Source organism: Clostridium frigidicarnis (assembly GCF_900111985.1).
GTDB lineage: Bacteria > Bacillota > Clostridia > Clostridiales > Clostridiaceae > Clostridium_Z > Clostridium_Z frigidicarnis.
In genome coordinates, this window is record NZ_FOKI01000014.1 from 19,849 (window position 1) to 42,812 (window position 22,964).

Below are 22,964 nucleotides of genomic sequence, written 5' to 3' on the forward strand. Positions count from 1 at the left end.
TATATTTAATATCAAGTAAGTTGAAAATTTATAACAAAATATATAGATTTATTCCATAATAGTATACTATTATATATAGTATACTATTATATTTATAGAAAGGATTGTTACTATTGAAAATTTCTATTCCTATGAGTATTTATGATTTATCCCCTGGAATGATTCTTGCAAAAGACATCTATTTAAATAAAACTAAAATTTTAAGTGAAGGATGTACTCTAACTAATAGTTCTATAGATAAAATTAAGAACTTTTTAAATGAAAGTCATATATACATATATGATGATAATCATTCTTATGAAGTTGATTCCGAATCTATTAGAAATTCTGAAGAATATAAGGCTACAGAAAAACTATTAAACGAATTATATAAAGAGTCAGAAAATTTCTTCTTTAATGTTAAACTGAACTCTAAAATAGACTTTAATCAAGTTCGTAGTATGTCTGATACTTTATTGTCATCATTGAAACATACTGGTTTAGTAATTAAAAACATAAATGATAATAAAAATAACGAAGATTATCAATTTAGACATCTTGTAAACGTATCTATATGGAGTAGCTTAATGGGTAAATGGTTACACTTAAGTGAAAGAGACATTATGCTATTAATATTTTCTGGCTTCCTTCACGATATAGGTAAAAGCAAAATTCCGGAACAGATATTAAATAAAAAGTCCAAGCTTACAAGAGAAGAGCAAGATATAATGAAAACTCATTGTTCAAAAGGCTATTCTTTAGTAAAAGCTATACCATTCTTAGATTCTAGTGTATCCCAAGCTACCCTATTCCATCATGAAAGAATAGATGGAAGTGGCTATCCTTTAAGATTAACTGGAGATAAAACTCCTTTATTTGCTAAAATAGTTGGTATAATCGATATATTTGACTCTATGACCTCTAATAGGTGTTATAAAGAAAAAATTTGTGCTTTAGATGCTCTAAATTCACTTAAATTAGATTATGTAGGAAAATTAGATATCTCCTTAGTAGATACTTTTGTAAAAAATATGTGTGATTATTTAACTGGAGAATCTGCTTTATTATCTAATGGTGAATCTTGTAAATTAATAAAAATTGATCCTTTGGATGTCAATCACCCTTTAATATCTGTAAAAGATACTTTCATAGACTTAAAACAAACTAGAGATCTAAAAATCCTAGATATTTTGTAATTGATGTGTTTTTTTATAATAATTATGTATATAATTATTAAATGAACATTTAATTTACAAAGGAGTGATTACTTTGTCATTTGATTTTTTAAAAGACAAAAATAAAAAAGTTCATTTTATAGGTATTGGTGGAATTAGTATGAGCGGATTAGCCGCTATACTTTTAAATAATGGTTATAAAGTTTCAGGTTCTGATATGAAATCTTCAACTATAACTGATAGGTTAAAATCAAAAAAAGCAGAAATATATATAGGTCATAAAGCTTCGAATATTAATGATGTAGATTTAGTAGTCTACACCGCTGCTGTACCTTCTGATAATGAAGAACTTTTATATGCAAAAGAAAATAATATTCTTTTAATGGATAGGGCAGAATTTTTAGGTCTTATTATGAAGGGACATAAATTTAATGTTGCTGTTGCTGGTACCCATGGAAAAACAACAACAACTTCTATGTTATCCCATGTAACGTTAAAATCTAATTTAGATCCTACTATTCTTGTTGGTGCTGATTTAGATATTATAGAGGGTAATTTTAGAATAGGTGCTAGTGAATATTTTATAACTGAGGCCTGTGAGTATAAAGAATCATTTTTAAAATTCTATCCTTATATAGGAATACTACTAAATATTGATGCAGATCATCTTGATTATTATAGAGATATCAATCATATTGAAGAAACTTTCCTTAAATTCGTAAATTTAATTCCTGAAGACGGATATGCTATTGGTTGTGCTGACGATTCTAGAGTTTTAAATGTGTTAAAAGATAGCAAATGTAATACTTTAACTTATGGTATTGATAATGGTGATTTAATTGCTAAAAACATTAAATTTACTGGCCATGGTTCTAGTTTTGATGTTATTTTAAACAATGAATTTTTATTTAAAATAGATCTTATGGTGCCTGGAAAGCATAATATACTAAATGCCCTAGGCACAATAGCATCTTCTTTAATTTTAAAAGTTTCTTACAATGATATAATTGATGGTCTAAAAGAATTTACAGGTGCTCATAAAAGATTTGAATTTAAAGGTGAAAAAAATGGAGTCACTGTCATTGATGACTATGCACATCATCCAGTAGAGATAAAGGCTACTTTAAGTTCTACAAAAAACATGAACTATAATAATGTGTATTGTGTTTTCCAACCACATACATATACTAGAACTTACACTTTATTTAATGATTTTGTTGAAAGTTTTTATGATTGTGATGAATTAATTCTTATGGATATATATGCAGCAAGAGAAAAAGATACAGGTCTTGTCTCTTCTAATGAACTTGGCGAAAAATTAAGAGAAAAAGGCATTAAATGTGTTAATGTTCATTCTCATGAAGAAGCTTTAAATTATATAAAGCCAAGACTTTCAGAAGGAGATCTTTTAATGACTGTAGGTGCAGGAGATGTAGTAAAAGTTGGAGAAATGTTCTTAAATAATTAAAATTCTGGAACGGTACAGAATTTTTATTTAATTCTGAAAATTTATTGACATTTTTTTCTTGTGGTAATATTCTATTAATAGGATATTTAAAATCAAATTTTATTTTAAGGAGGTAGAACTATGTTAATCATATATTTAAATATCAGTTTTAAAACTTTGTCATCTATTAACATTAATTCTATCTGCTTAATTAATAATTTTAATTAAAGGAGGTAGTTTAAATGTTATCAAATTTATATTCTTCAAACCTAAAACTTAATATAAATTTATGTGATTCTTCTATCTTCTTTATGTATTACAGGAAATAGTGTTATTTGTTTTCTTTTACAAAAGTTATTGGGAATCACTCCCATGGCTTTTCTATATAATTTGAAATTATGGTCATGTGGTATTTGTTGTGTCTTACACATTTAACACATGATCTTTTTGCGCCTAAAAGTCATATATTGTATTACTTTTTTTGTGATACATCTTTATGCTTTTATATAAATTATTGATTCTAGTCATGGTATGTCCTTATTAGGACTATCATGACTTTTGTTTTCTAAAAGGGGGTATTATTTTGAACAAAATTTTTAAGTATGTATGTAGGTATAAAGCTCTTGTACTTATTCCTACAGTCTTCATGTTAGCCAATATCATTCTTGATATGATCAACCCACTACTGATAAAGGATTTAGTTGATAAAGTAATAATAGGTAAAGATTTTTCTCTTTTATTAACTATTTCAATTAGCTTACTTGTAATTACTCTTAGTAGAGCTATAATGGGATACTTTAAAGAATATCTATTTGACGTTATGGGAACTAAGGTAAATAGAGATTTAAAACTCGATTTATTTAACCATATACAAAGTCTTAATTTTAAGTATTTCGATAATATGAATACTGGAGAACTCATGTCCAGAATTGGTGAAGATGTAGACAACATTTGGAGGACTTTAAGCTTTGGATTACGCCTATTCATTGAGAATGCTATATACTTTGTTTTTGCATCTATTGCGTTATTTTATCTTAACTGGAAACTTGCTCTTGCATGTATATCTATAATGATCCCTATAGCATTCATTGCTATGAAGTTAGAAAAATTAGAAGTTGAGACTTATGATAAAATAAGTGATCAAAATGCAGAATTGAATACTACAGCTCAAGAAAATATAGCTGGGGTAAGACTTGTCAAAGCCTTTTCTAGAGAAAAGCATGAAATATTAAAATTTCTTGATATGAATAAGCACAACTACAATCTTAATATGAATCAATCTAAAATTTTAAGTAAGTACTTTCCTCCTATAGAGTTCTTAACTAATATATCTATTGTAATTATGATAGCTTTAGGAGGATATCTTGTAATAAAAGGAGAGATAACAATAGGAGTTTTAGTAGCTTTTAATGGTTATATATGGAATGTTATTTGGCCTGTAAGAATGCTTGGATGGCTTACAAACCTTCTTGCCCAAAATAAAGCATCATACAAAAAAATAATGAAAATTCTAAATACAAAACCTGAAATAGTAAGCGATAAAAACTGCTTATGCGATCATAGTATACAAGGTAAAATATCTTTTAATAATGTATCTTTTCAATACAATGATACTTTGATATTAAAAAATATAACCTTAGACATACCATCAGGAAGCACTATTGCACTAATGGGAACTACTGGTTCTGGTAAGTCTTCTTTAGTTAATCTCATTGGAAGATATTATGATGTATGCTCTGGAGAAATCCTTGTTGATGATATAAATATTAAAAATTTTGATATATCATCATTAAGAAAATCTATTTCTATAGTTCCTCAAGATACATTTTTGTTTTCAGATTCTATACTTGAAAATATACGTTTTGGCAAAAAAAATGCTTCATTAGAGGAAATAGAAACTGCTTGTAACTTATCTTGTGTATTAGACTTTATTAATGATCTTCCTGATAAATTTCAAACTATAGTAGGTGAACGTGGACTTGGTCTTTCAGGTGGACAAAAGCAAAGACTTTCTATTGCTAGAGCTTTAGTTGGAAATAGTCCTATACTAATCTTGGACGATTCAACATCCGCGCTAGATATGGAAACAGAATTTCAACTTTTAAAGAACTTAAATAACCATAAAAAACATTGTACAACTTTTATAATAGCCCATAGAATTTCTGCTGTTAAAAATGCTGATTTAATAGTATTTATGGACAATGGTGAAATTATAGAAAAAGGTACTCATACTGAATTATTATCTTTAAAAGGAAAGTATTATGAAATTTATTGTGAGCAATTTAAAGATTTTGAATCATTGACTGATAATGACTCTAACGAAAAAGAGGTGATATAATGGCTAGAAATGCTGTAAAAGAAGATGAAATATCCAATGTTTCTTCTAAAAAGGAAACACTTAAAAAATTATTAAAATATTTAAAACCATATAAATTAAAAGTTTTTATAGTAATACTTTTGTTAATCTTTGTTATGATGTGTGGTTTAGTAAATCCATACTTGTTAAAAAACGCTATTGACATCCAAATAGCTAATTCAAATGTTAATGGATTGATAATAATAGCTGTAGTCCTATGTTTTTTAAACTTTCTATCAATGATAGCTTCAAAAAAAAGAATCGTCATTATGTCTTCAATAACTAATAATATACTTTTGACTATACGAAATGAACTTTATTCCCATATTCAAAAACTATCATTTTCTTTCTTTGACAACAGACCTGCTGGTAAAATTTTAGCTAGAGTTATGGGAGATGTAAATGCTCTACAGGAACTTTTTTCAAATTCTATAACTACCCTAATTCCTGATACTCTAAGCCTTATATGTGTAACAATAGTTATGTTTTCTATGAATTATAAGTTAGCTCTATCAGCTATTATTATACTCCCACTTCTATTTGTAAGCTTATTTTCAATAGAAAAGTTTGCAACTAAAAGATGGATGAATTATAGAAAAAAGCGTTCAAACCTAAATGCATTTACTCATGAAGATTTTTCGGGTATTCGAGTAATCCAATGCTTTGCAAAAGAAAAAGATACATCTGAAACATTTTTAAGTCTTGTAAATGATATGGTAAACTCTTTTGTATCCAGTGTAAGACTAAATGATTTTTTCTGGCCATTAGTAGAACTTTCTTGGGGTATAGGATCAATAGTTGTGTACTGGGTTGGAGCTGGATTAATAACTAAAGGTGATATATCTGTTGGAACCCTTATTGCATTTACACTATATATAACAATGTTTTGGAAACCAATAATGAATATATCAGATTTCTATAATACTCTTATTACTAATTTCGCAGCTGCTGAAAGAATATTTGAAATTATGTCTATTGACCCTTATATAATTAGTGGAAAATCAGCCATTAAAATGCCCAAAATCAAAGGACATGTTGAATTTAAAAATGTTACTTTTGCTTATGATGATGACGATGCAGTTATACATGACATTAATTTCAAAATAAAGCCTGGTGAAAGCATTGCTTTAGTTGGCCCTACTGGTGCTGGTAAAACTACTATAGTTAACTTAATAAGCAGATTTTATGATACTACAAAAGGTGATATTTTTATAGATAATTTAAATGTAAAAAATGTTGAACTATATTCTTTAAGAAGTCAAATGGGCATAATGCTTCAAGATACATTCTTATTTTCGGCTTCCATCAAAGAAAACATAAGATATGGAAAACTTAATGCAACAGATAATGAAATAATTGCTGCGGCTAAAGCTGTAAGTGCCCATGACTTTATAATGAAGCTTGAAAATGGATATGATACTGAGGTTAATGAGAGAGGATCAAGACTATCTGTAGGCCAAAGACAATTAATTTCTTTTGCTAGAGCCTTACTTGCAAACCCTAGAATTCTTATATTAGATGAAGCAACTTCTAACATTGATACCTATACTGAAAGCCTAGTGCAAACTGGTATAAACAAGCTTTTAAACGGAAGAACCTCTTTTGTTATAGCACATAGGTTATCTACAATAAGAGATTGTGACAAAATAATGGTTATCGATGATGGTAAGATTTGCGAATGTGGTAATCATGAAGAATTAATTCAACTAAAAGGTAAGTATTATGATTTGTTCATTGCTCAATATAACTTTTTAAAAGAAGGAGCATAATATTTAATTTCAAAAGTATTGATTTTTCATATAATAATAGTATAATAGTCACTATATAGAATGAATGTTAGATAAATAATTTAATTATCTGTATCGACTATGAAGAGAAGAGTAAATATAGGATTAGTACCTTATAGCGAACAAGGGATGGTGAGAGCCTTGTAGGGAGCTTATATTGAAGAACATCTCAGAGTTTCTAACCGAAATCATATAACATTATGATAGTAGACTTGGACGGTAGCTTCCCGTTATAGAAGAACAACATTTATATGATGTTGATCGAGTGGTTATAAATTTTTATAACAATTTGGGTGGTACCGCGAAGTTAATGCCTTTCGTCCCTTTATGTGGATGGAGGGCTTTTTTATTTACAAAAATTTATTTTTGAAAGGATGATTTATATGCAAAACGTTTCTATTAAAGAACTATACAGAAACAAAGAACAATACATGGATCAAAAAGTTTCAATCTCTGGTTGGATAAGAACCCTTAGAGACTCTAAGAGTTTTGGATTTATAGAATTAAATGATGGAACTTTCTTTAAAAATCTTCAAGTAGTATTTGATGATGCTTTATGTAATTTCAAAGAGATTGCAAAGCTTCCTATAAGTTCTTCTTTAACAATTGAAGGTACTGTAGTTGCTACACCTCAAGCTAAACAACCATTTGAAATAAAGGCAGTTAGCATAGTTGTAGAAGGTCTATCTCATAGTGATTTCCCTCTACAAAAGAAAAGACATACTTTTGAGTACTTAAGAACAATAGCTCACTTAAGACCTAGAAGTAATGCTTTCTCCGCTGTATTTAGAGTACGTTCTGTTGCAGCTTATGCTATACACAAGTTTTTCAATGAAAAAGGATTTGTATATACTCACACTCCATTAATAACTGGATCTGACTGTGAGGGTGCTGGTGAAATGTTTAAAGTAACAACTTTAGACCTACACAATATTCCTAAAAATGATGACAGTTCAATAAACTATAAAGAAGATTTCTTCGAAAAAGAGTCAAACTTGACTGTTTCTGGACAATTAAATGCTGAATGTTTTGCTTTAGCATTTAAAAATGTTTATACTTTTGGACCAACATTCAGAGCTGAAAATTCTAATACTGCAAGACATGCTGCTGAATTCTGGATGATAGAGCCTGAAATATCTTTTGCAGATCTTAAAGATGATATGCAGCTTGCTGAAGATATGCTTAGATATGTAATTAAATATGTTATGGATGAATGTCCTGAAGAAATAGAATTCTTCAATTCTTTCATAGATAAAGGATTAAAAGAAAGATTAAACCATGTAGTTTCTTCTGAATTTGGTAAGGTTTCTTATACTGAAGCAGTAGAACTTTTAAAGAAAGCTGATAAAGAATTTGAATATGCTGTTGAATGGGGTTGCGACCTTCAAACAGAACATGAAAGATATTTAACAGAAGAAATATTTAAAAAGCCAGTATTCGTTACTGACTATCCAAAAGATATAAAAGCTTTCTATATGAGATTAAATGAAGATGGAAAGACTGTTGCCGCTATGGACTGTTTAGTTCCTGGAATAGGAGAAATAATAGGTGGTAGCCAAAGAGAAGAAAGACTTGATGTTCTTGAACAAAGAATAGAAGAACTTGGTCTTAACAAAGAAGATTACTGGTGGTATTTAGAACTTAGAAAATACGGCGGAACTAAGCATGCTGGTTTCGGATTAGGATTTGAAAGATTAATAATGTATATAACTGGAATGTCTAATATAAGAGACGTTATACCATTCCCAAGAACTACAGGAAATTTTGAATTTTAATTATGAAAAGGACTTGAAATTTAATTTTCAAGTCCTTTTTGTTGTACATATATTATTACTGCTTAGATATAGGTCTCTTATCACTTAACTTAATGTTCTCCTAGTTTACTTTCTTTAAATCTTTCAACAAACTTTACGCTACTCTTATTAATTGGCTCCTTTAATACAAGTGCTATTAAGATAGATATAGCAACGTATATTAAAAGTATAAGGATATCCTTTCTTACTACATCCCATATTACTCCTCCTGTTGCTTCTCTCATTAACTGTATTGCATAAGTAAAAGGTAAATATGGATTTACTTTTTGGAAAAATTCAGGAGTAACCTGTATTGGAAATGTTCCTCCTGATGCTGATAATTGTATTACAAGACCAATTATTCCAAGAACTTTACCTACACTTCCAAACACAGATACAAAGGTGTAAATAATGCTCATAAATATAAATCCAGTAAACATTGATCCTAATACAAAAACAGTTTTATTTGAAGTATATGTCCCTAGAAAGTATATATCCCCTAAACTTACACATAATGCTTGAAGTAAAGATATTGTTATAAACAATAGACTTTTTCCAAAATATATCTCATAGTATTTAAATTTTTCTTTAAATTCATGTGGGACTTCTACTGATAATATTGATACTAATATTAGTCCTCCAACCCATAGCGATAGAGTTGTGAAAAATGGAGCCATAGCTGACCCATAATTAGGTATTTTAAATAATGATGTTTCCTCTAGTTCTACTGGGGATGATATAAATGTTTTTCCTTCCTCAGGATTAGTTTTAAGAAGCCTTATTAATTCATTTATATCTACAGCATTATCTAACTCATTAATCTTATCATTTAATTTTTTTAATATAACCTGAACCTCAGGTAGTTTTTCTTGTAATTTATAAACATCTTCCTTACCACCTTCTCCTATTACAGAGATTTTATTTAGCAAGTCTTTAACATCTGGTATCTTACTGGTTGCTTCTTTTGCTAAAACATTAGAATTCGATGCTATATCATAGATTTTATCTGCAACAGAATTTATTTCTGGTAAAAATTTAGAGTCGAAGTCATTTATTGCTATTTCTAACCCATTGGATACATCTCTAGAAATATTATTTATAGCATCTAATGTTTCTTTAGCTACTTGGTTTCCTGATTCTATTTGTACTAGAGCACTATCTATTTCATTTTCATATTGCTCTAATTTTTTAATTTTAGAACCTAATAGTTCTGATAGTATGTTTAAATTTGGTGAATTTGATATATTAATCTTATCTATTATATCCTTTGTGTTACTAATCATCGTTCTTAAAACTACGCTCTTATTTTTTAAACTATTAAGAACCTTTTGTATTTCGTCTGATGCATTTAATTCATATAGCTTACCACTTAAACTATTGATATTATCTGATATTGTTTTTGAATACTGCAAATCTTTCTTTAAAGTTGGAGCTATAGAATTTATATTTTCTTTTGTACTTGCTGAGTAGTCTTTAAATGAATTAGTTAATTCAACTCCTTTATTTAGTGTTTCCTCTATTAACGGCATGTTTTTTTGAAGCGAGTCTGTTAGCTCCTCTCCTTTTATAATACCCTTTTCTACTAAATCAATTTTTTCTTTTATTTCAGGCATCCTATCATTTAATTCCTGTATTCCTGATTTAAATTCACCAATTTTAGGTCTATACTCTTCAAGATCTTCTCCAATTTTATTAAAGGCCTCAAGAATTGCCCCATCTACGGTCTCTATAAAATTCTTGGTTACTTCTTGTTGGATTGAGGATGCTCCTTTACTTGTTATCTTAGGAGCAACTGCATTTAGCTTTTCATTTATATAATAGTTAAGCTTAGCTTTTTCTATTTTTTTGCTATTAATTATAGATGTTATTTTTTCCGAAAAATCTTCTGGTATTATTACTGATGCATAATAATCTCCTCTTTCTACTCCATCCATAGCAGTTTTTTCATCAACAAATCGCCATCCCATTTGTTCGTTAGTCTTTAATGATTCTATTATTTCATCGCCTATATGTATTTCTTTTTCATTAAAACTAGATCCTATGTCGTTATTTACTATGGCTACTGCTATACCTTTTGTATTGCTATATGGATCCCAAGATGACTTAATATTGAACCATGCATATAATGATGGTAAAAATATTAGTGCTAGTATAACTATAATAGCTATTGGATTTGTAACTATACTTTTCATATCTCTTTTGTATATTTTTAGTATATTTTTCATATGTTATCACCCTCTTGATCTTTTATATAATCTATTATTTGCTATATAGAATAAATTAATCCCTAACCTATATATAATTAATTACTAGAATCTATACTAAAGTTTTAGAATGTTACATATTGCTATAAAAAAAAGGCTGCGCCCTTTTTTAGTTGAGAGTTTAGGCTAAAAATCACAGATTTTCTTTAATTATATTTTTTAAGTTTTGAAATCTTCCTAAGAAGATTTATCCTTCACTCTCAGCTCTCAACCTTCAATTCTCAACTAAAAAATCTATATATTTTAATAGTTATCAAAGTTATCCACAGATTTGAAATTTTATAATATCCTATAAAATAAAAAAGTGAAGCAATTTCTCGCTTCACTTTTTCATATTATATTTTTTATATAAAAATGTTATTTGTTATTACAACAACATTTTTCTTTACACTCTACAGTTTTTTTTACTAAGTAATAAAGAGTTTTTACTCCAACTCCTGTACCGCCTTTAGTTAAATATTCTTTTTCAACATTTGAATCTGCTGTTCCAGCTATGTCAAGATGTAACCATGGTATATCTTGAACAAATTCTCCTATAAATAATCCTGCTGTTATAGTTCCACCATATTTTCCGCCTAAATTTTGAAGATCTGCTATATCAGATTTTATAAGTTCTTTGTATTCATCAAATGCAGGGAATTTCCATACCTTCTCTCCTGATACTTTAGATACACTCTCTAAATCACTATAAAATTCATCATTATTAGTAACTACTCCTGTAACTGTTTTTCCTAGAGCTGCTACAACGGCACCTGTTAATGTTGCAATATCAACAACCTTAGTTGCATTTTCTTTCTCTATTATATAGTGTACTGCATCTATAAGAGTTAGTCTTCCTTCTGCATCTGTATTCAAGATTTCTATAGACTTACCTGCCATTGAAGAAATAATATCTCCTGGCTTATAAGCTGCACCTGATATTAGATTTTCACATGCTGCAACTACTGCAACTACATTTGCTTTAATATCCATTTTTGATATTGAAGTCATAGCTCCTATTACAGCTGCTGCTCCAGCCATATCTGTCTTCATACTAACCATTCCTGCTGTTGGCTTTATTGAATATCCACCTGAATCATAAGTTAGTCCCTTACCTACTAGACCAATTACATTATCCTTATTTGCCTTATCACCAAAATATCTCATAACTATAAGTTTTGGTTCATGATTTGATCCTTTAGCAACAGACATAAAGGCTTCCATTTTAAGTTCTTGTATTTTATTTTCACCAAAAACTTCTACCTCAAACCCAAATTCTTTTCCTAATTCTTCAGCCCTTTTAGCCAAAGTTTCTGGGTAAATTGTATTAGCTGGTTCATTCACTAAATTTCTAGCTTCATAAATTGCGTTAATAAGTGAATTGGCCTCATCTAATCCTTCTTGGACTTTATTCTTATCTTCATCCTTAACACCTATTACATTTATGTTTTTAATTGTACTTTCTTTCTTATCACTTTTATAGTTATTAAAAGCATAGTTAGCTAAAGCCATTCCCTCTGCTATAGCTTTTATTCTACTTTTTCTACATACTTTCTCAGATTCAAAAAATCTAACTGAAAGATCTTGTAATTTTAGTTCTTTTGCTTTTCTTAAAGCTTTAGAATATGCAACTCTAATTTTTTCTGAAGTTAATCCTTCTTCTTTTCCTAAACCAAGTAAAATTACTTGTTTAAAATTGTTTTCTCCATTTTTAGTAAAGAAAAATACCTCTCCACACTTTCCCTTAAACTGTTCTTTATTTTTTAATGTATTAATTACAGCTTTTACATCATCACATATATAATCAGATTTCCCATCCTCAAAAACGGGAACTACTACATTTTCTATATTATCACAAGCTATATCAGATATTTTTATATTCATAGTATATACCCCCCTTAAAGTTCTATTAATGTACATGAACGAAAATAATAAGTCAAATAGACTAGCATACTGACTTGTTATTTTTTGAATGTACCTAAAATAAGTATATATTATTTTTCAGTAAATTCCAATATGTAAAATGATTATTTGTTAATAATAATTTTTAACATTTTGTTAAGGTTCAACTTCTATACTAGTTGAACTTCTTACAGCTCCCGTTGTACTATTCATAATAACTACACATGATAATGTTAAAGCTACAGCTATAATTATAAACTTAAGTATTTTAAATTTAGTCATATTGCTTACCTCCTTCATATAATTAATATGATTCCTAAAAACTCTATTAATTATTACTTTGTAAGCAAAAGTTTATTTACCCTAATTTAAAACACCTTAGTTTTTCATATAAAATTTATCAATAAGGTACATGAAAGAAAATAACAAGTCAAAGATGCCATGTATATTTCGTGCCAGCCAATTATGGGCTAATATTACTAACGCAGTATGACACGAAATAGACTAGCATACGGACTTGTTGTTTCTTTGAATGTACCTAACTATAATAATCTTGTATATTATTCTATATCAAATAAGATTAATTCTTTTTTCTCTAAAGATTTTTTAACATCTATAATCCTTTGATTATCTGATCCCCTATATTTTAAATCTTCACTAGCTCGATTTTCGTCAAATTTACCATCTATTAAAACATCTATATTTCTTAATAATTCACCCCAATGGCACTTCTCTTTTTCATCATCTATTAAATTCTCAAATCTGTACCCTGTATAACACCATATATTTATATTTAATTTTTTCAACTCTTTAGCCATATATGAAAATTTGTCACTTTGTTCAAAAGGATCTCCTCCACTAAAAGTTACTCCTTTTATCATTGGGTTTTCTTTTATATCAGAAAGTAATTCATCCATATTAAACAGGTTACCACCATTAAAGCTGTGAGTCTCCACATTAAAACATCCATGACAATTATGCTTGCATCCCTGTGAAAAGAATACTCTTCTTATTCCAGGTCCATTAACTAAGCTCTCATGTATAAGACCTGATAACCTTATATTTTTATCCATATATTCTCCTCTTTCCATATGTAATATATATTAACCCTAAAGAATGTGTGGCAATATGCTTTATATTTTCAGCTTATCACCACACATTCTCTATTTATTAAGGCATTTTTAAAAATAACTTTAGGCACATGAAAGAAAATAATAAGTCAACTATACTAGCATACTGACTTGTTATTTTTTTGAATGTTCCTTAATCCTTAACCTAACAATTTTTATAACCCAACATATTTGATGTATGAGTTAATCTATCTTTTCTTTCATTATATTTTCCTGGTCCAAATCTTTCGTCTAGACTTAAATATCCTGTTACTCTAGATACACCTTGTATATTATAGCTACCACAACTTTTACATTTACTATCACTACTTTGAAGATATGTTCCACAATCTCTACAGTATCTTATGTGAAAATTAATTCCTAAATAATTTATATTAGTGTTTTTATATGCAAAATTTAATATATCCATTATATTTTCACCTGTAGGACAATCATCAACTTCTAAATAAGTTATATGTCCTGCATTACATAGCTTATGATATGGTGCTTCTATTTCTATTTTATCCTTTATTGATATAGGATATCCTACTGGTACATGGTATGAATTTGTATAATAGTCCTTATTTGTTACGCCCTTTATTTCACCAAATACCTTCTTATCTTGAGCTATAAACTTTCCACTCAGACCTTCTGCTGGAGTAGCATATGTGCTCCAATTAAGCTTAGTTTCTTCAGTTAATTTATCTGTATAATTTCTTATAAAAGTAATTATTTCAACACCTAATTCTTTTATTTGTTCATCTTCACCATGATGCTTTCCTGTTAAAGCAATTAATGTTTCAGCCAATCCTATAAATCCTATAACCCAACTTCCTTGCTTTAATATAGGTTCTATTGAATCATCAGGTAATAGATTCTCAGATCCCTTCATTAAACCTTGACCTGCAACAAAAGGTAAATCCTTAACTCTTAACTGTCTTAAAACTCCATATCTATGAAGTAATGATTCCTTAGCTAAGTCTAATCTAGCTTGAAGTAATGAGAAGAATTTCTTCCTATCTCCCTTAGCCTGTATTCCTATTCTTGGTAAGTTAATTGTAGTAGGTGCTATATTTCCTCTACCTTTTGTTCCTGGCTCACCATTAACATTGCTCATTAAATAAGTTCTACATCCCATAGTAGCTGGTGTATATCCCTTATCATAATATTCTTTATTAAAATCAGCATCAATATTCATAAACGTAGGATTCATTCTTTTAGCTGCTACCCTACATGCTAATTTATATAAGTAATGATATTGATCGTCTTTTTCTCTGTTCACACCATTTTTCACTCTAAATATTATATTAGGGAATATAGGTTGTTCTCCCATACCTAACCCCTGCTCATACTCTAATAAAAATATCTCACATAAAAGAGCGGCATCTTTACTTTCTGGTAATCCTATATTTACTGAACTAAATGGAACCTGTGATCCAGCTCTTGAGTGCATAGTGTTTAGGTTATAAACTATTCCCTGCATAGCCTGATGTATTCTAGATCTTAATCTTTTTTCAACAAGCTCCTCTAATTTATACCCCTCTATTCCTAGTTCCAATAATTCATTTCTTATTTCTTCTCTTGTTGGCTCTATAAAACATCCTAAATCATTATCAAATTCAGGATGAGCCTGACCGCCAAACATATCATTTTGAGTTGATTGAAGAAGTATACAAGAAAGCTCTGCTGCTGTTTCTATTCTTCTTGGTGGATTTATTGTTCCATATCCAGTATTAAATCCTCTTTCAAGTACCTCTTTAGTTGGAATATGCAAACAATTTGTAGTTAAATTATAACTATCTAAATCATGATAATACACATCTCCATTTTCGTGTGCTTTTGATAAATGCTTAGGCATAGAAGCTAAATTGTACCATTTATTTGATTCACTAGCTATTCTTAATAATTTTGAACTGAAATTATTCCCAACATTTGCATTATCTCTATCTGTTTCAATACCAATCTTACCAATAGCTTTCATTAAATCAGATTTTATTTCTCTAACCTTATTTCTTTCTTTTCTATAATTAGAATATGCTTGAGCTATTTCTTTAGCCCCGTTATCTCTTAAACCTTTTTCAACTAGGTTTTGTATTTTTTCAACAGAAACATTTTCTAAATTCTCATCTTCTATGTAATTAATTACTTTCTTAGTAATTTCCATTAGTTCACTTTCTTTTAGTGTATATCCAATCTCATCAGCAGCCCCTTTTATGGCCTCTGTTATCTTTAAAAAGTTGAACTCAACCCTTCTACCGTCACGTTTCACAACATATAGCATATCTAAAACCTCCAAAGCACTATATCTAGTATTAATCATACTGACTTATTATAATGCAAACCTAATTTATTATCAATTTTAATTTTAAGTTTTTTATTATGCTATAGTGGTTTAATTTTTATATTCTTATATTTTTAGAGTTTTTTACATGTTTTCGCTTGTTGACAAAAAACATTTTATATATTCTATATTTTTACATTTATTCAATCTAAAATAAACATAATATGTAGTTTATAAATATCACAACTGATAACTATATCAGTATTGATATAGTTATCAGTTGTGATATAATATGATATATAATTAAATTTTAGGAGGGTACAATTTTGGAAAAGATAGCTTTAATCTGTGATAGTTCTTGTGATGTTTCAATGGAATTATTAGAGAAATATAATATAAATTTACTACCATTTAAAATCATATATAAGGATCGTGAATACAGAGACCGTATAGAAATTTCTCCAAGTGAAGTTTATAATAATCTTTGTAATGAAGTTCCAACTACTTCTTTACCATCAATAGAAGATATGGATACTACACTAAAAAAACTTATATCTGAAGGATACACTCATGTTATAGCTATAACTATATCAAGTGAATTATCTGGAACATTTAATGCATTAAATTTAATTTCTGAAAATTATCCAGAGTTAAACATTCATATATTTGATTCTAAAACTTTAACTATGGCTACTGGATTTATAATATTAAGATGTGCCTCTTTGATAGCACAAGGACTTTCTTTTGATGAAATAGTTGGAAACCTTCATTCTATGAGAAAAAATGTTTCTGTATACTATATTATAGACACCCTTGAATATTTAAAAAAAGGTGGTCGTATAGGTAAAGTATCTGGAACTTTATGTGATTTATTAAATATAAAACCTATAATTTCTGTTAATGATGAAGGTGTATATTATACCTTTGCAAAAATACGAGGAAAAAAACAAGGATTATCTAAGCTACTTAATGTTGCAAAGAAATCGCTTTCTGAATCTAAATGCAAAATAGCAATACTACATGGAGATTCCTTAGATGATAGTAAAAATCTTTTATCTCAGATACAAACCCTAGATAACGTAACCGATACCTATTTTGGAGAAATAAGTCCTTCTCTTGGTGTACACACAGGTCCTGGTCTTGTAGGGTTAATTATAGAAAAGGATGATTAAGAATGGCTAGCTTCATGGATGATAATGATATAAAAGCCGAAGAGAAAAGATTGTATGAAGAGTATAAAAGCAAATTAGACGAACTAAAAAAAGTTACCAAAGAAAAAGAAGCTGTAGGTCAAGTTTTTACAAAAGGTTTATTACCCATATACGTTATGTATATTCTTAGTTTAGAACCCACTAATGGTAATGAAATCTCTCACAAAATAGGTGACAATACACATGGCCTTTGGATTCCTAGTACAGGCGGTATTTATCCTCTTTTAAAAAAGCTAGAAAAGCAAGGCTTTGTTGAAGGTCAATGGGATGATCCAAAAAAGAAATTTCAAAAAATATATTGTCTAACGGAAGATGGGTTTAAAGAATTTGAAAGCAAAAAATATCTAATGAAAACTAAAATTGAGGAAGCTTTAGAGGTTTTCAAAATAATTTTTCAAGATTTATATAAATAAAGGATTTTAGTTATCTAAAATCCTTTATTTTTTTATTGGACAGCTATCGCATCTACAGGACAACTCTCTTCAGCTTCTTTGGAACTAGCCTCTTCTTCTGAAGGTATCTCATCAACTATAGACTTAGCTTTCCCATCATCATCCATATCAAATACAGCTGGACATACAGATGGGCATAATCCACATCCTATACAGACATCTTTATCCACATGTGCATTCATAACTACACCTCCTCTTTTTAAAATCTATACTATCTTTTATCATACCCTCGAAAATTATTCATACTAACTTACTTATAAATTGACTACTCCATTCTTTTAGTGACAAATTTTTAGTGACAAGTTAAGGTTAAATTATTTTTTAAGCAACAAAAAACATCATTAACTTGTCACAATATGAAGTGTTTCTCAACGTTATCGATAAATTCAAAATCCACAATATCTAATAAATGAATAAAAATATCTATACACCGTTACAATTGAAAAACTCTTTAACTTTAGTTTTATCATCATTTTAGAGTTAAAATTTTCTATACATCAAAAAAATAGATGCCTCTTTATTTTAGAGACATCTATCTATTATTTATTTTACTGAGTCTATTAAAAATGTATATTTATCAGTATTTATTAAGTAATCTTCTGCCAAACCCTCTTCTAAACTCTCTACTAAATCTAAATTTATTGGAAGTTCTGCAATAAGAGGTAACCCTAAATATTGAGCATGCTCAGCAGCCGGTTTTTTAGAAAATATTCTAGTTTTCTCTCCACAATTTAAACAATCTATGTATGACATATTTTCTACTACACCTTTAACGGGAACCTCTAGCTTCTCAGTCATAATTACAACCTTTTTCACTATCATTGATACCATATCCTGAGGTGTTGAAACTATAATCATACTTGTTAAAGGAAAGCTTTGCATAACTGTAAGTGCTATATCACCAGTTCCTGGAGGCATATCTATTAATAGATAATCTAATTCCCCCCATTTAGTGTCTTGGTACATTTGATTAAGAACCCCATTTATAACTGGCCCTCTCCATATTACAGGTTGATCTTCTATTTCTGTTAATAGATTTATTGATATAACCTTTATTCCTAACTTTGTACTAACAGGTGTAAATGTTATATTTTCTCCATTTTCATCTGATAATATTTTTGCTCTTTCATTGTTTATTCCAAAAAATCTAGGCATTGATGGTCCTGTTATATCTGCATCGAGAACTCCAACCTTAAATCCTTTTTTTGCAAGTTCAGTTGCCATAATACCAGTAACTGTACTTTTTCCAACTCCACCTTTACCACTTATAATACCTATTATATTTTTTATTTCCCCATATTTAGGCATCATTTTGCCACAAGAATCGCCTTCAGCAGATCCTTTTTTTGAACAACTACTTTTACTTGCACAAGTTGAACAATTTCCCATAATAAAACCTCCTTAAAATCCCTCTGGTTTCTCTTTTGAAACATCTATTGACCAAGAATTATCTTCATAATTACATAATACATAATACTTGTTCTCTGTGTTATTAGATTTGTCTTGTAATGTTATTATACTCTTATATATTGTTGTTTTATATCCATAAGTTTTTACATTTACTAAAATATCAAAATCATTTTTATTTTTATTTACAACCTCAGCATTAGGTAATTTATCGTTTAGCCTATCTTTAAAATATTCTAAATCCGTTGATAATACATATTTTAAAACTTCTACATCATCACTAATATTTACCCCTATTTTCTTATTCGTATCAAATGACTCTCCATATTTATCAATAAATTTTAATATAGTATCATAATATAGTTCTTCAAATTTTCTAGGTTTTGTCAATGTAGAAAGGTTTCTTATAATGTCATTATCTATTCTTTTAGATACTACATATGCCTTATCATCATTATAAAAATTACCTTGTTTTTTTTCTTGAAGCCCAACTACATAATTAAACTTTATTACAGTTTCATCATTTTGATGAATTTCAAATATATAATCTGGCTCTAATGAAGTTTTTTCATTTGCAACCTTTGCTTCTGATAATATTTTATTTAAATCCTGAATCGTACCCTTATCAGTTACAACAAATCTAAATCTTGGATCTCTATTACTTTGTATTACAATTTTATCAACTTTATTTTCTGTCATATAATCAAAATCATTATTCTTTAATCCCATTTTAACTTTTAAGTTGTCGATTTTACTACAACCACTTAAAGGTATAAACATTAAAACTACAAGAAAAATATATAAATATTTTTTATTTATCTTTTTCAATTTTTTTCTCCTTTAATTTATCTATATTAGCCACATGAAATAAAATAGACTATCATACTGACTTGTTATTTTTTGAATGTGTTTTAAACAAATATACACCTATAATAAATACGAATATAGAAATGAATTGTGATGTTGATAAATTACCAACATTCCCTCTTGGATCATTTCTAAGAAACTCTACAAAAAATCTTCCTGCTGAATAGCAGATTAAATATAATATAAATGTTTTTCCCTTACCTTTATTTCTCTTATCATACCATATAAGTACAGCAGCTAAGATAAAATCAAAAATAGATGAGTATATTTGAGTTGGATGTAAATGTACATTATTAGGGGCAAACTGTGAGCCAGTAAAAACTATTGAACATACACTATTAGTTTCAGCTCCATAACAGCACCCTGCAAGTAAGCATCCTATTCTTCCAAAGCCTTGAGCTAATGGTAAACTAGGAATAACTAAATCAAAGACCTCAAGAATGTCCCAAGATTTTCTTTTTGCATATAAATATACTGATAATACTCCTGCAATTATTGCTCCATAAATAACAAATCCAGCTCCAAAGTCTCTTAAAATTTCTGGGTTTTTAATTATAGATTTAAAGTCAGTTATAATATATAGAATTTTTCCGCCTAAAATACCTGCTATTATAGATATTATAGTCATATTTAAAATATGGTCTTCATTATATCCTGCCTTATTACTTCTTTTTGTTAATAAGATAATAGCAAATATTATTCCTATTGCTATCATAAAACCATATCCGTAAACTTTAAAACCCCATACATCAAATAATATTGGCTTCATGTTTCCCTCCTTAATACAAAAAGAGAAGCTATATAGCTTCTCTTATTCTCTTTGTTTAAATTATAATACTTTAGTTTTTTTTTATCAATTAAATTTAAAAAAATCACTACTCTTTATATTTAATTGTATTAACTATTGACTTAAATACTAAATTGTTGCTTTCTTTGTCCTTAGTTTTATCCACAGAAAAAGAAATTTTTATAACATTATTATTTAAGCTTACAAAATACTCATATATATTATAGCTTTTATCCTTTGAACTCATATTATAACTTACTTCATATGCTTCATTTGAATCTAACTGTACTTTATTTGACGTATATTTATCATACGTATATTCTTTAACCGTATAATCTTTGCTTCTATCAATAAACGTCTCTAATGCATCTTCATTGCTCCACACTTCTATATATCCGTTTAAGCCTATATCTGATGAGCTAAATGAACTATGATATAATATGTCACTTACCTTATATTCTCCATTTTCTGAACTCCATACTTCTGGCAATCCATATATTAATTTATCATTTAAAACCCTATATTCTTTAAACTCATCTAATCCACTATTCTTCAATGCAAGTTCTCTAATATTTCCCTGAAAATTAATTTGCAATCCAAACAAAATAATAACTAATCCTACAACAACTAATGTTACTCCCAATCTTTTATTATTTACATTAAAAGACTTCATACCTTTAACCCTCTTTTCTTCTATGTATTACATGTCCATACAATATATGGACATGCTAAAATATACTTAGATCATTTCATAGGAACTACTATCATAGAATTTCTAAAATCATAAAACATAACCCAATATCCCATTTCACTTTCTTTTTCATTTTGTATTTTTTCAGTAATCCAAGTAACAAAACCTGATTTTCCTCCATAAGGTTGTTCACATTTATCTTTGGTTCCTGGTATAGCATATACTAGATACTTCATATTCCCATCAGCATCGTACATTAGTCCCATCATATAATGGCCATGCTTTCTTATATATGGGAAGTAATTCAACATAGGATAATATGCTATTGTATACTTATTGTAATTTGACATGTTGCACATAGTATCCAATTCTTCCACTGGTATTTTATACCATTTACATTTATTCATATTAGGGCATATATTTTTAGCTTCTTCAAATCCCAACATTGCACTCTTAAAGAATTCTCCCATACTGCCTTTAGGATTTTCATCTATCATCTCTTCTAATTTTTTTTCTTCTTCTCTTCTTTCATCTTTTATTTGCTCATCAATTTCTCTCTCATAATTATCAAATTCTACTTTTTTACATTTACAATCATCATCTTTACCTTTATCATCATAATCATCATCTTTGCCTTTATCATCATCTTTCTCCTTTGTTTCACTATCATAATCATCATCTTTACATTTTTTAGGTTCTACTTTTTCATCTTTTTTCTTATGTTCTTTTTTTACATCCTCATCTTTCTTTTTATGCTCCTCTTTCTTTTTATACTCATCCTTTTCATCGTTCTTAATATCTTTTTCAATCTCTTTCATTTCCTCTTTCTTACAATTAATCATTCCATAGTTTTTAAATCCCTGAGGTATATCACTTGATGCAAATCCATGCATTAAATATACAACTTTTTCTCCTATAAATTTGACAATAGCAGCTCCTCCTACTTTGTCAATTTCTATACCTGTTCCTCCTATATTATCTAGGCTATACTCATAGGTAACGTCAGCTCTACCATTATCATCTATGTTCAATATCCCTAGATTAATAATTTTTTTGCAATCTTTCTTATTGCATATCAATATCATGTAACAATTATTTTTATCCTTTTTTATATTTTGAACGTAATAGGATACTTTACATTTATCATTTTTTGTTTCTACTTTTGCGTATCCGGATATCTGTTTATCTTGTGAAACAGAGTATCCTTTCTCATCTTCTTGTAAAATTATAAAATATCTACTATATGGCTTCTTACTACTAGACACCTTTATGTTACCTCCACATATTTTTACTCATTATATTATATGTATAACATGTAAAAACTTTCCTATTTATTTCTTTTATTTATATACTATTTTAAATCATTACTTAACTTGCTCTAATAAAAACTCATAACATAACCTGGTACTGTAATACTCCCACCTTCTAAAAATTGAGATGACAACTGCATACTATACAGTTATTCTATGGCTACCAA

Annotated in this window: 18 protein-coding genes and 1 other annotated feature; of the genes, 7 read left to right on the forward strand and 11 right to left on the reverse strand. The window is 28.5% G+C overall.

The window, feature by feature from the left end:
• Positions 1 to 131 precede the first annotated feature (131 nt).
• The 5 genes from BM119_RS10070 to asnS all read left to right on the forward strand — a co-directional run bounded on the left by BM119_RS10070 (position 132) and on the right by asnS (position 8,519).
• Complete coding sequence (locus BM119_RS10070; RefSeq protein WP_177199385.1) at positions 132 to 1,175, forward strand: HD-GYP domain-containing protein; 1,044 nt, start codon at positions 132 to 134, stop codon at positions 1,173 to 1,175.
• 73 nt (positions 1,176 to 1,248) lie between these two features.
• Positions 1,249 to 2,622, forward strand: a complete 1,374-nt coding sequence (gene murC / locus BM119_RS10075; protein ID WP_090041140.1) for a UDP-N-acetylmuramate--L-alanine ligase — start codon at positions 1,249 to 1,251, stop codon at positions 2,620 to 2,622.
• 562 nt (positions 2,623 to 3,184) lie between these two features.
• Positions 3,185 to 4,939, forward strand: coding sequence for an ABC transporter ATP-binding protein (locus BM119_RS10080; RefSeq protein ID WP_090041141.1), 1,755 nt, complete (start codon positions 3,185 to 3,187; stop codon positions 4,937 to 4,939).
• Positions 4,939 to 6,726, forward strand: a complete 1,788-nt coding sequence (locus BM119_RS10085; RefSeq protein ID WP_090041143.1) for an ABC transporter ATP-binding protein — start codon at positions 4,939 to 4,941, stop codon at positions 6,724 to 6,726. The genes BM119_RS10080 and BM119_RS10085 overlap by 1 nt, the downstream gene beginning before the upstream one ends.
• Before the next feature lie 90 nt (positions 6,727 to 6,816).
• Positions 6,817 to 7,072 (forward strand) — a binding site (T-box leader).
• A gap of 55 nt (positions 7,073 to 7,127) precedes the next feature.
• Positions 7,128 to 8,519 carry an asparagine--tRNA ligase gene (gene asnS / locus BM119_RS10090; protein ID WP_090041144.1) on the forward strand — a complete coding sequence of 464 codons (1,392 nt, stop codon included), beginning with the start codon at positions 7,128 to 7,130 and terminating at the stop codon, positions 8,517 to 8,519.
• Between the two features lie 89 nt (positions 8,520 to 8,608).
• On the opposite strand, the gene BM119_RS10095 is transcribed toward asnS, so the two are convergent.
• From BM119_RS10095 to nrdD, 5 genes are all read right to left on the reverse strand, one after another.
• A complete protein-coding gene (locus BM119_RS10095) occupies positions 8,609 to 10,762 on the reverse strand; it encodes a YhgE/Pip domain-containing protein (RefSeq protein WP_090041146.1) in 2,154 nt (717 codons plus the stop codon).
• A gap of 396 nt (positions 10,763 to 11,158) precedes the next feature.
• Positions 11,159 to 12,664 carry a leucyl aminopeptidase gene (locus BM119_RS10100; protein ID WP_090041147.1) on the reverse strand — a complete coding sequence of 502 codons (1,506 nt, stop codon included), beginning with the start codon at positions 12,662 to 12,664 and terminating at the stop codon, positions 11,159 to 11,161.
• Positions 12,665 to 12,838: 174 nt separating this feature from the next.
• On the reverse strand, positions 12,839 to 12,964 hold the full coding sequence (locus BM119_RS20410; RefSeq protein WP_278336790.1) for a hypothetical protein: 126 nt from the start codon (positions 12,962 to 12,964) through the stop codon (positions 12,839 to 12,841).
• Positions 12,965 to 13,242: 278 nt separating this feature from the next.
• The gene (nrdG, locus tag BM119_RS10105) at positions 13,243 to 13,755 is read right to left on the reverse strand and encodes an anaerobic ribonucleoside-triphosphate reductase activating protein (protein ID WP_090041149.1); all 513 of its coding nucleotides are present in this window, start codon (positions 13,753 to 13,755) and stop codon (positions 13,243 to 13,245) included.
• 202 nt (positions 13,756 to 13,957) lie between these two features.
• Positions 13,958 to 16,072 carry an anaerobic ribonucleoside-triphosphate reductase gene (nrdD, locus tag BM119_RS10110; RefSeq protein ID WP_090041151.1) on the reverse strand — a complete coding sequence of 705 codons (2,115 nt, stop codon included), beginning with the start codon at positions 16,070 to 16,072 and terminating at the stop codon, positions 13,958 to 13,960.
• Positions 16,073 to 16,398: 326 nt separating this feature from the next.
• On the opposite strand from nrdD, the gene BM119_RS10115 reads away from it, so the two are divergent.
• Both BM119_RS10115 and BM119_RS10120 read left to right on the forward strand, forming a co-directional pair.
• Positions 16,399 to 17,244 carry a DegV family protein gene (locus BM119_RS10115; RefSeq protein WP_090041153.1) on the forward strand — a complete coding sequence of 282 codons (846 nt, stop codon included), beginning with the start codon at positions 16,399 to 16,401 and terminating at the stop codon, positions 17,242 to 17,244.
• 14 nt (positions 17,245 to 17,258) lie between these two features.
• Entirely contained in the window at positions 17,259 to 17,696 is a 438-nt protein-coding gene (locus BM119_RS10120; protein ID WP_090041245.1) for a PadR family transcriptional regulator, read from the forward strand.
• A 32-nt stretch (positions 17,697 to 17,728) separates the two neighbouring features.
• On the opposite strand, the gene BM119_RS10125 is transcribed toward BM119_RS10120, so the two are convergent.
• From BM119_RS10125 to BM119_RS10150, 6 genes are all read right to left on the reverse strand, one after another.
• On the reverse strand, positions 17,729 to 17,917 hold the full coding sequence (locus tag BM119_RS10125; protein WP_090041154.1) for a ferredoxin: 189 nt from the start codon (positions 17,915 to 17,917) through the stop codon (positions 17,729 to 17,731).
• A gap of 361 nt (positions 17,918 to 18,278) precedes the next feature.
• Positions 18,279 to 19,124 (reverse strand): Mrp/NBP35 family ATP-binding protein, encoded by an 846-nt coding sequence (locus BM119_RS10130; protein ID WP_090041156.1) that lies wholly within the window; start codon positions 19,122 to 19,124, stop codon positions 18,279 to 18,281.
• Positions 19,125 to 19,136: 12 nt separating this feature from the next.
• Positions 19,137 to 19,970, reverse strand: coding sequence for a YhfM domain-containing protein (locus tag BM119_RS10135; protein WP_090041158.1), 834 nt, complete (start codon positions 19,968 to 19,970; stop codon positions 19,137 to 19,139).
• Positions 19,971 to 20,022: 52 nt separating this feature from the next.
• Positions 20,023 to 20,778, reverse strand: a complete 756-nt coding sequence (locus tag BM119_RS10140; protein ID WP_090041160.1) for a prolipoprotein diacylglyceryl transferase — start codon at positions 20,776 to 20,778, stop codon at positions 20,023 to 20,025.
• Between the two features lie 106 nt (positions 20,779 to 20,884).
• Complete coding sequence (locus BM119_RS10145) at positions 20,885 to 21,469, reverse strand: hypothetical protein (protein WP_090041162.1); 585 nt, start codon at positions 21,467 to 21,469, stop codon at positions 20,885 to 20,887.
• A 71-nt stretch (positions 21,470 to 21,540) separates the two neighbouring features.
• Positions 21,541 to 22,752, reverse strand: coding sequence for a DUF7922 domain-containing protein (locus BM119_RS10150; protein WP_090041163.1), 1,212 nt, complete (start codon positions 22,750 to 22,752; stop codon positions 21,541 to 21,543).
• Positions 22,753 to 22,964: the final 212 nt, after the last annotated feature.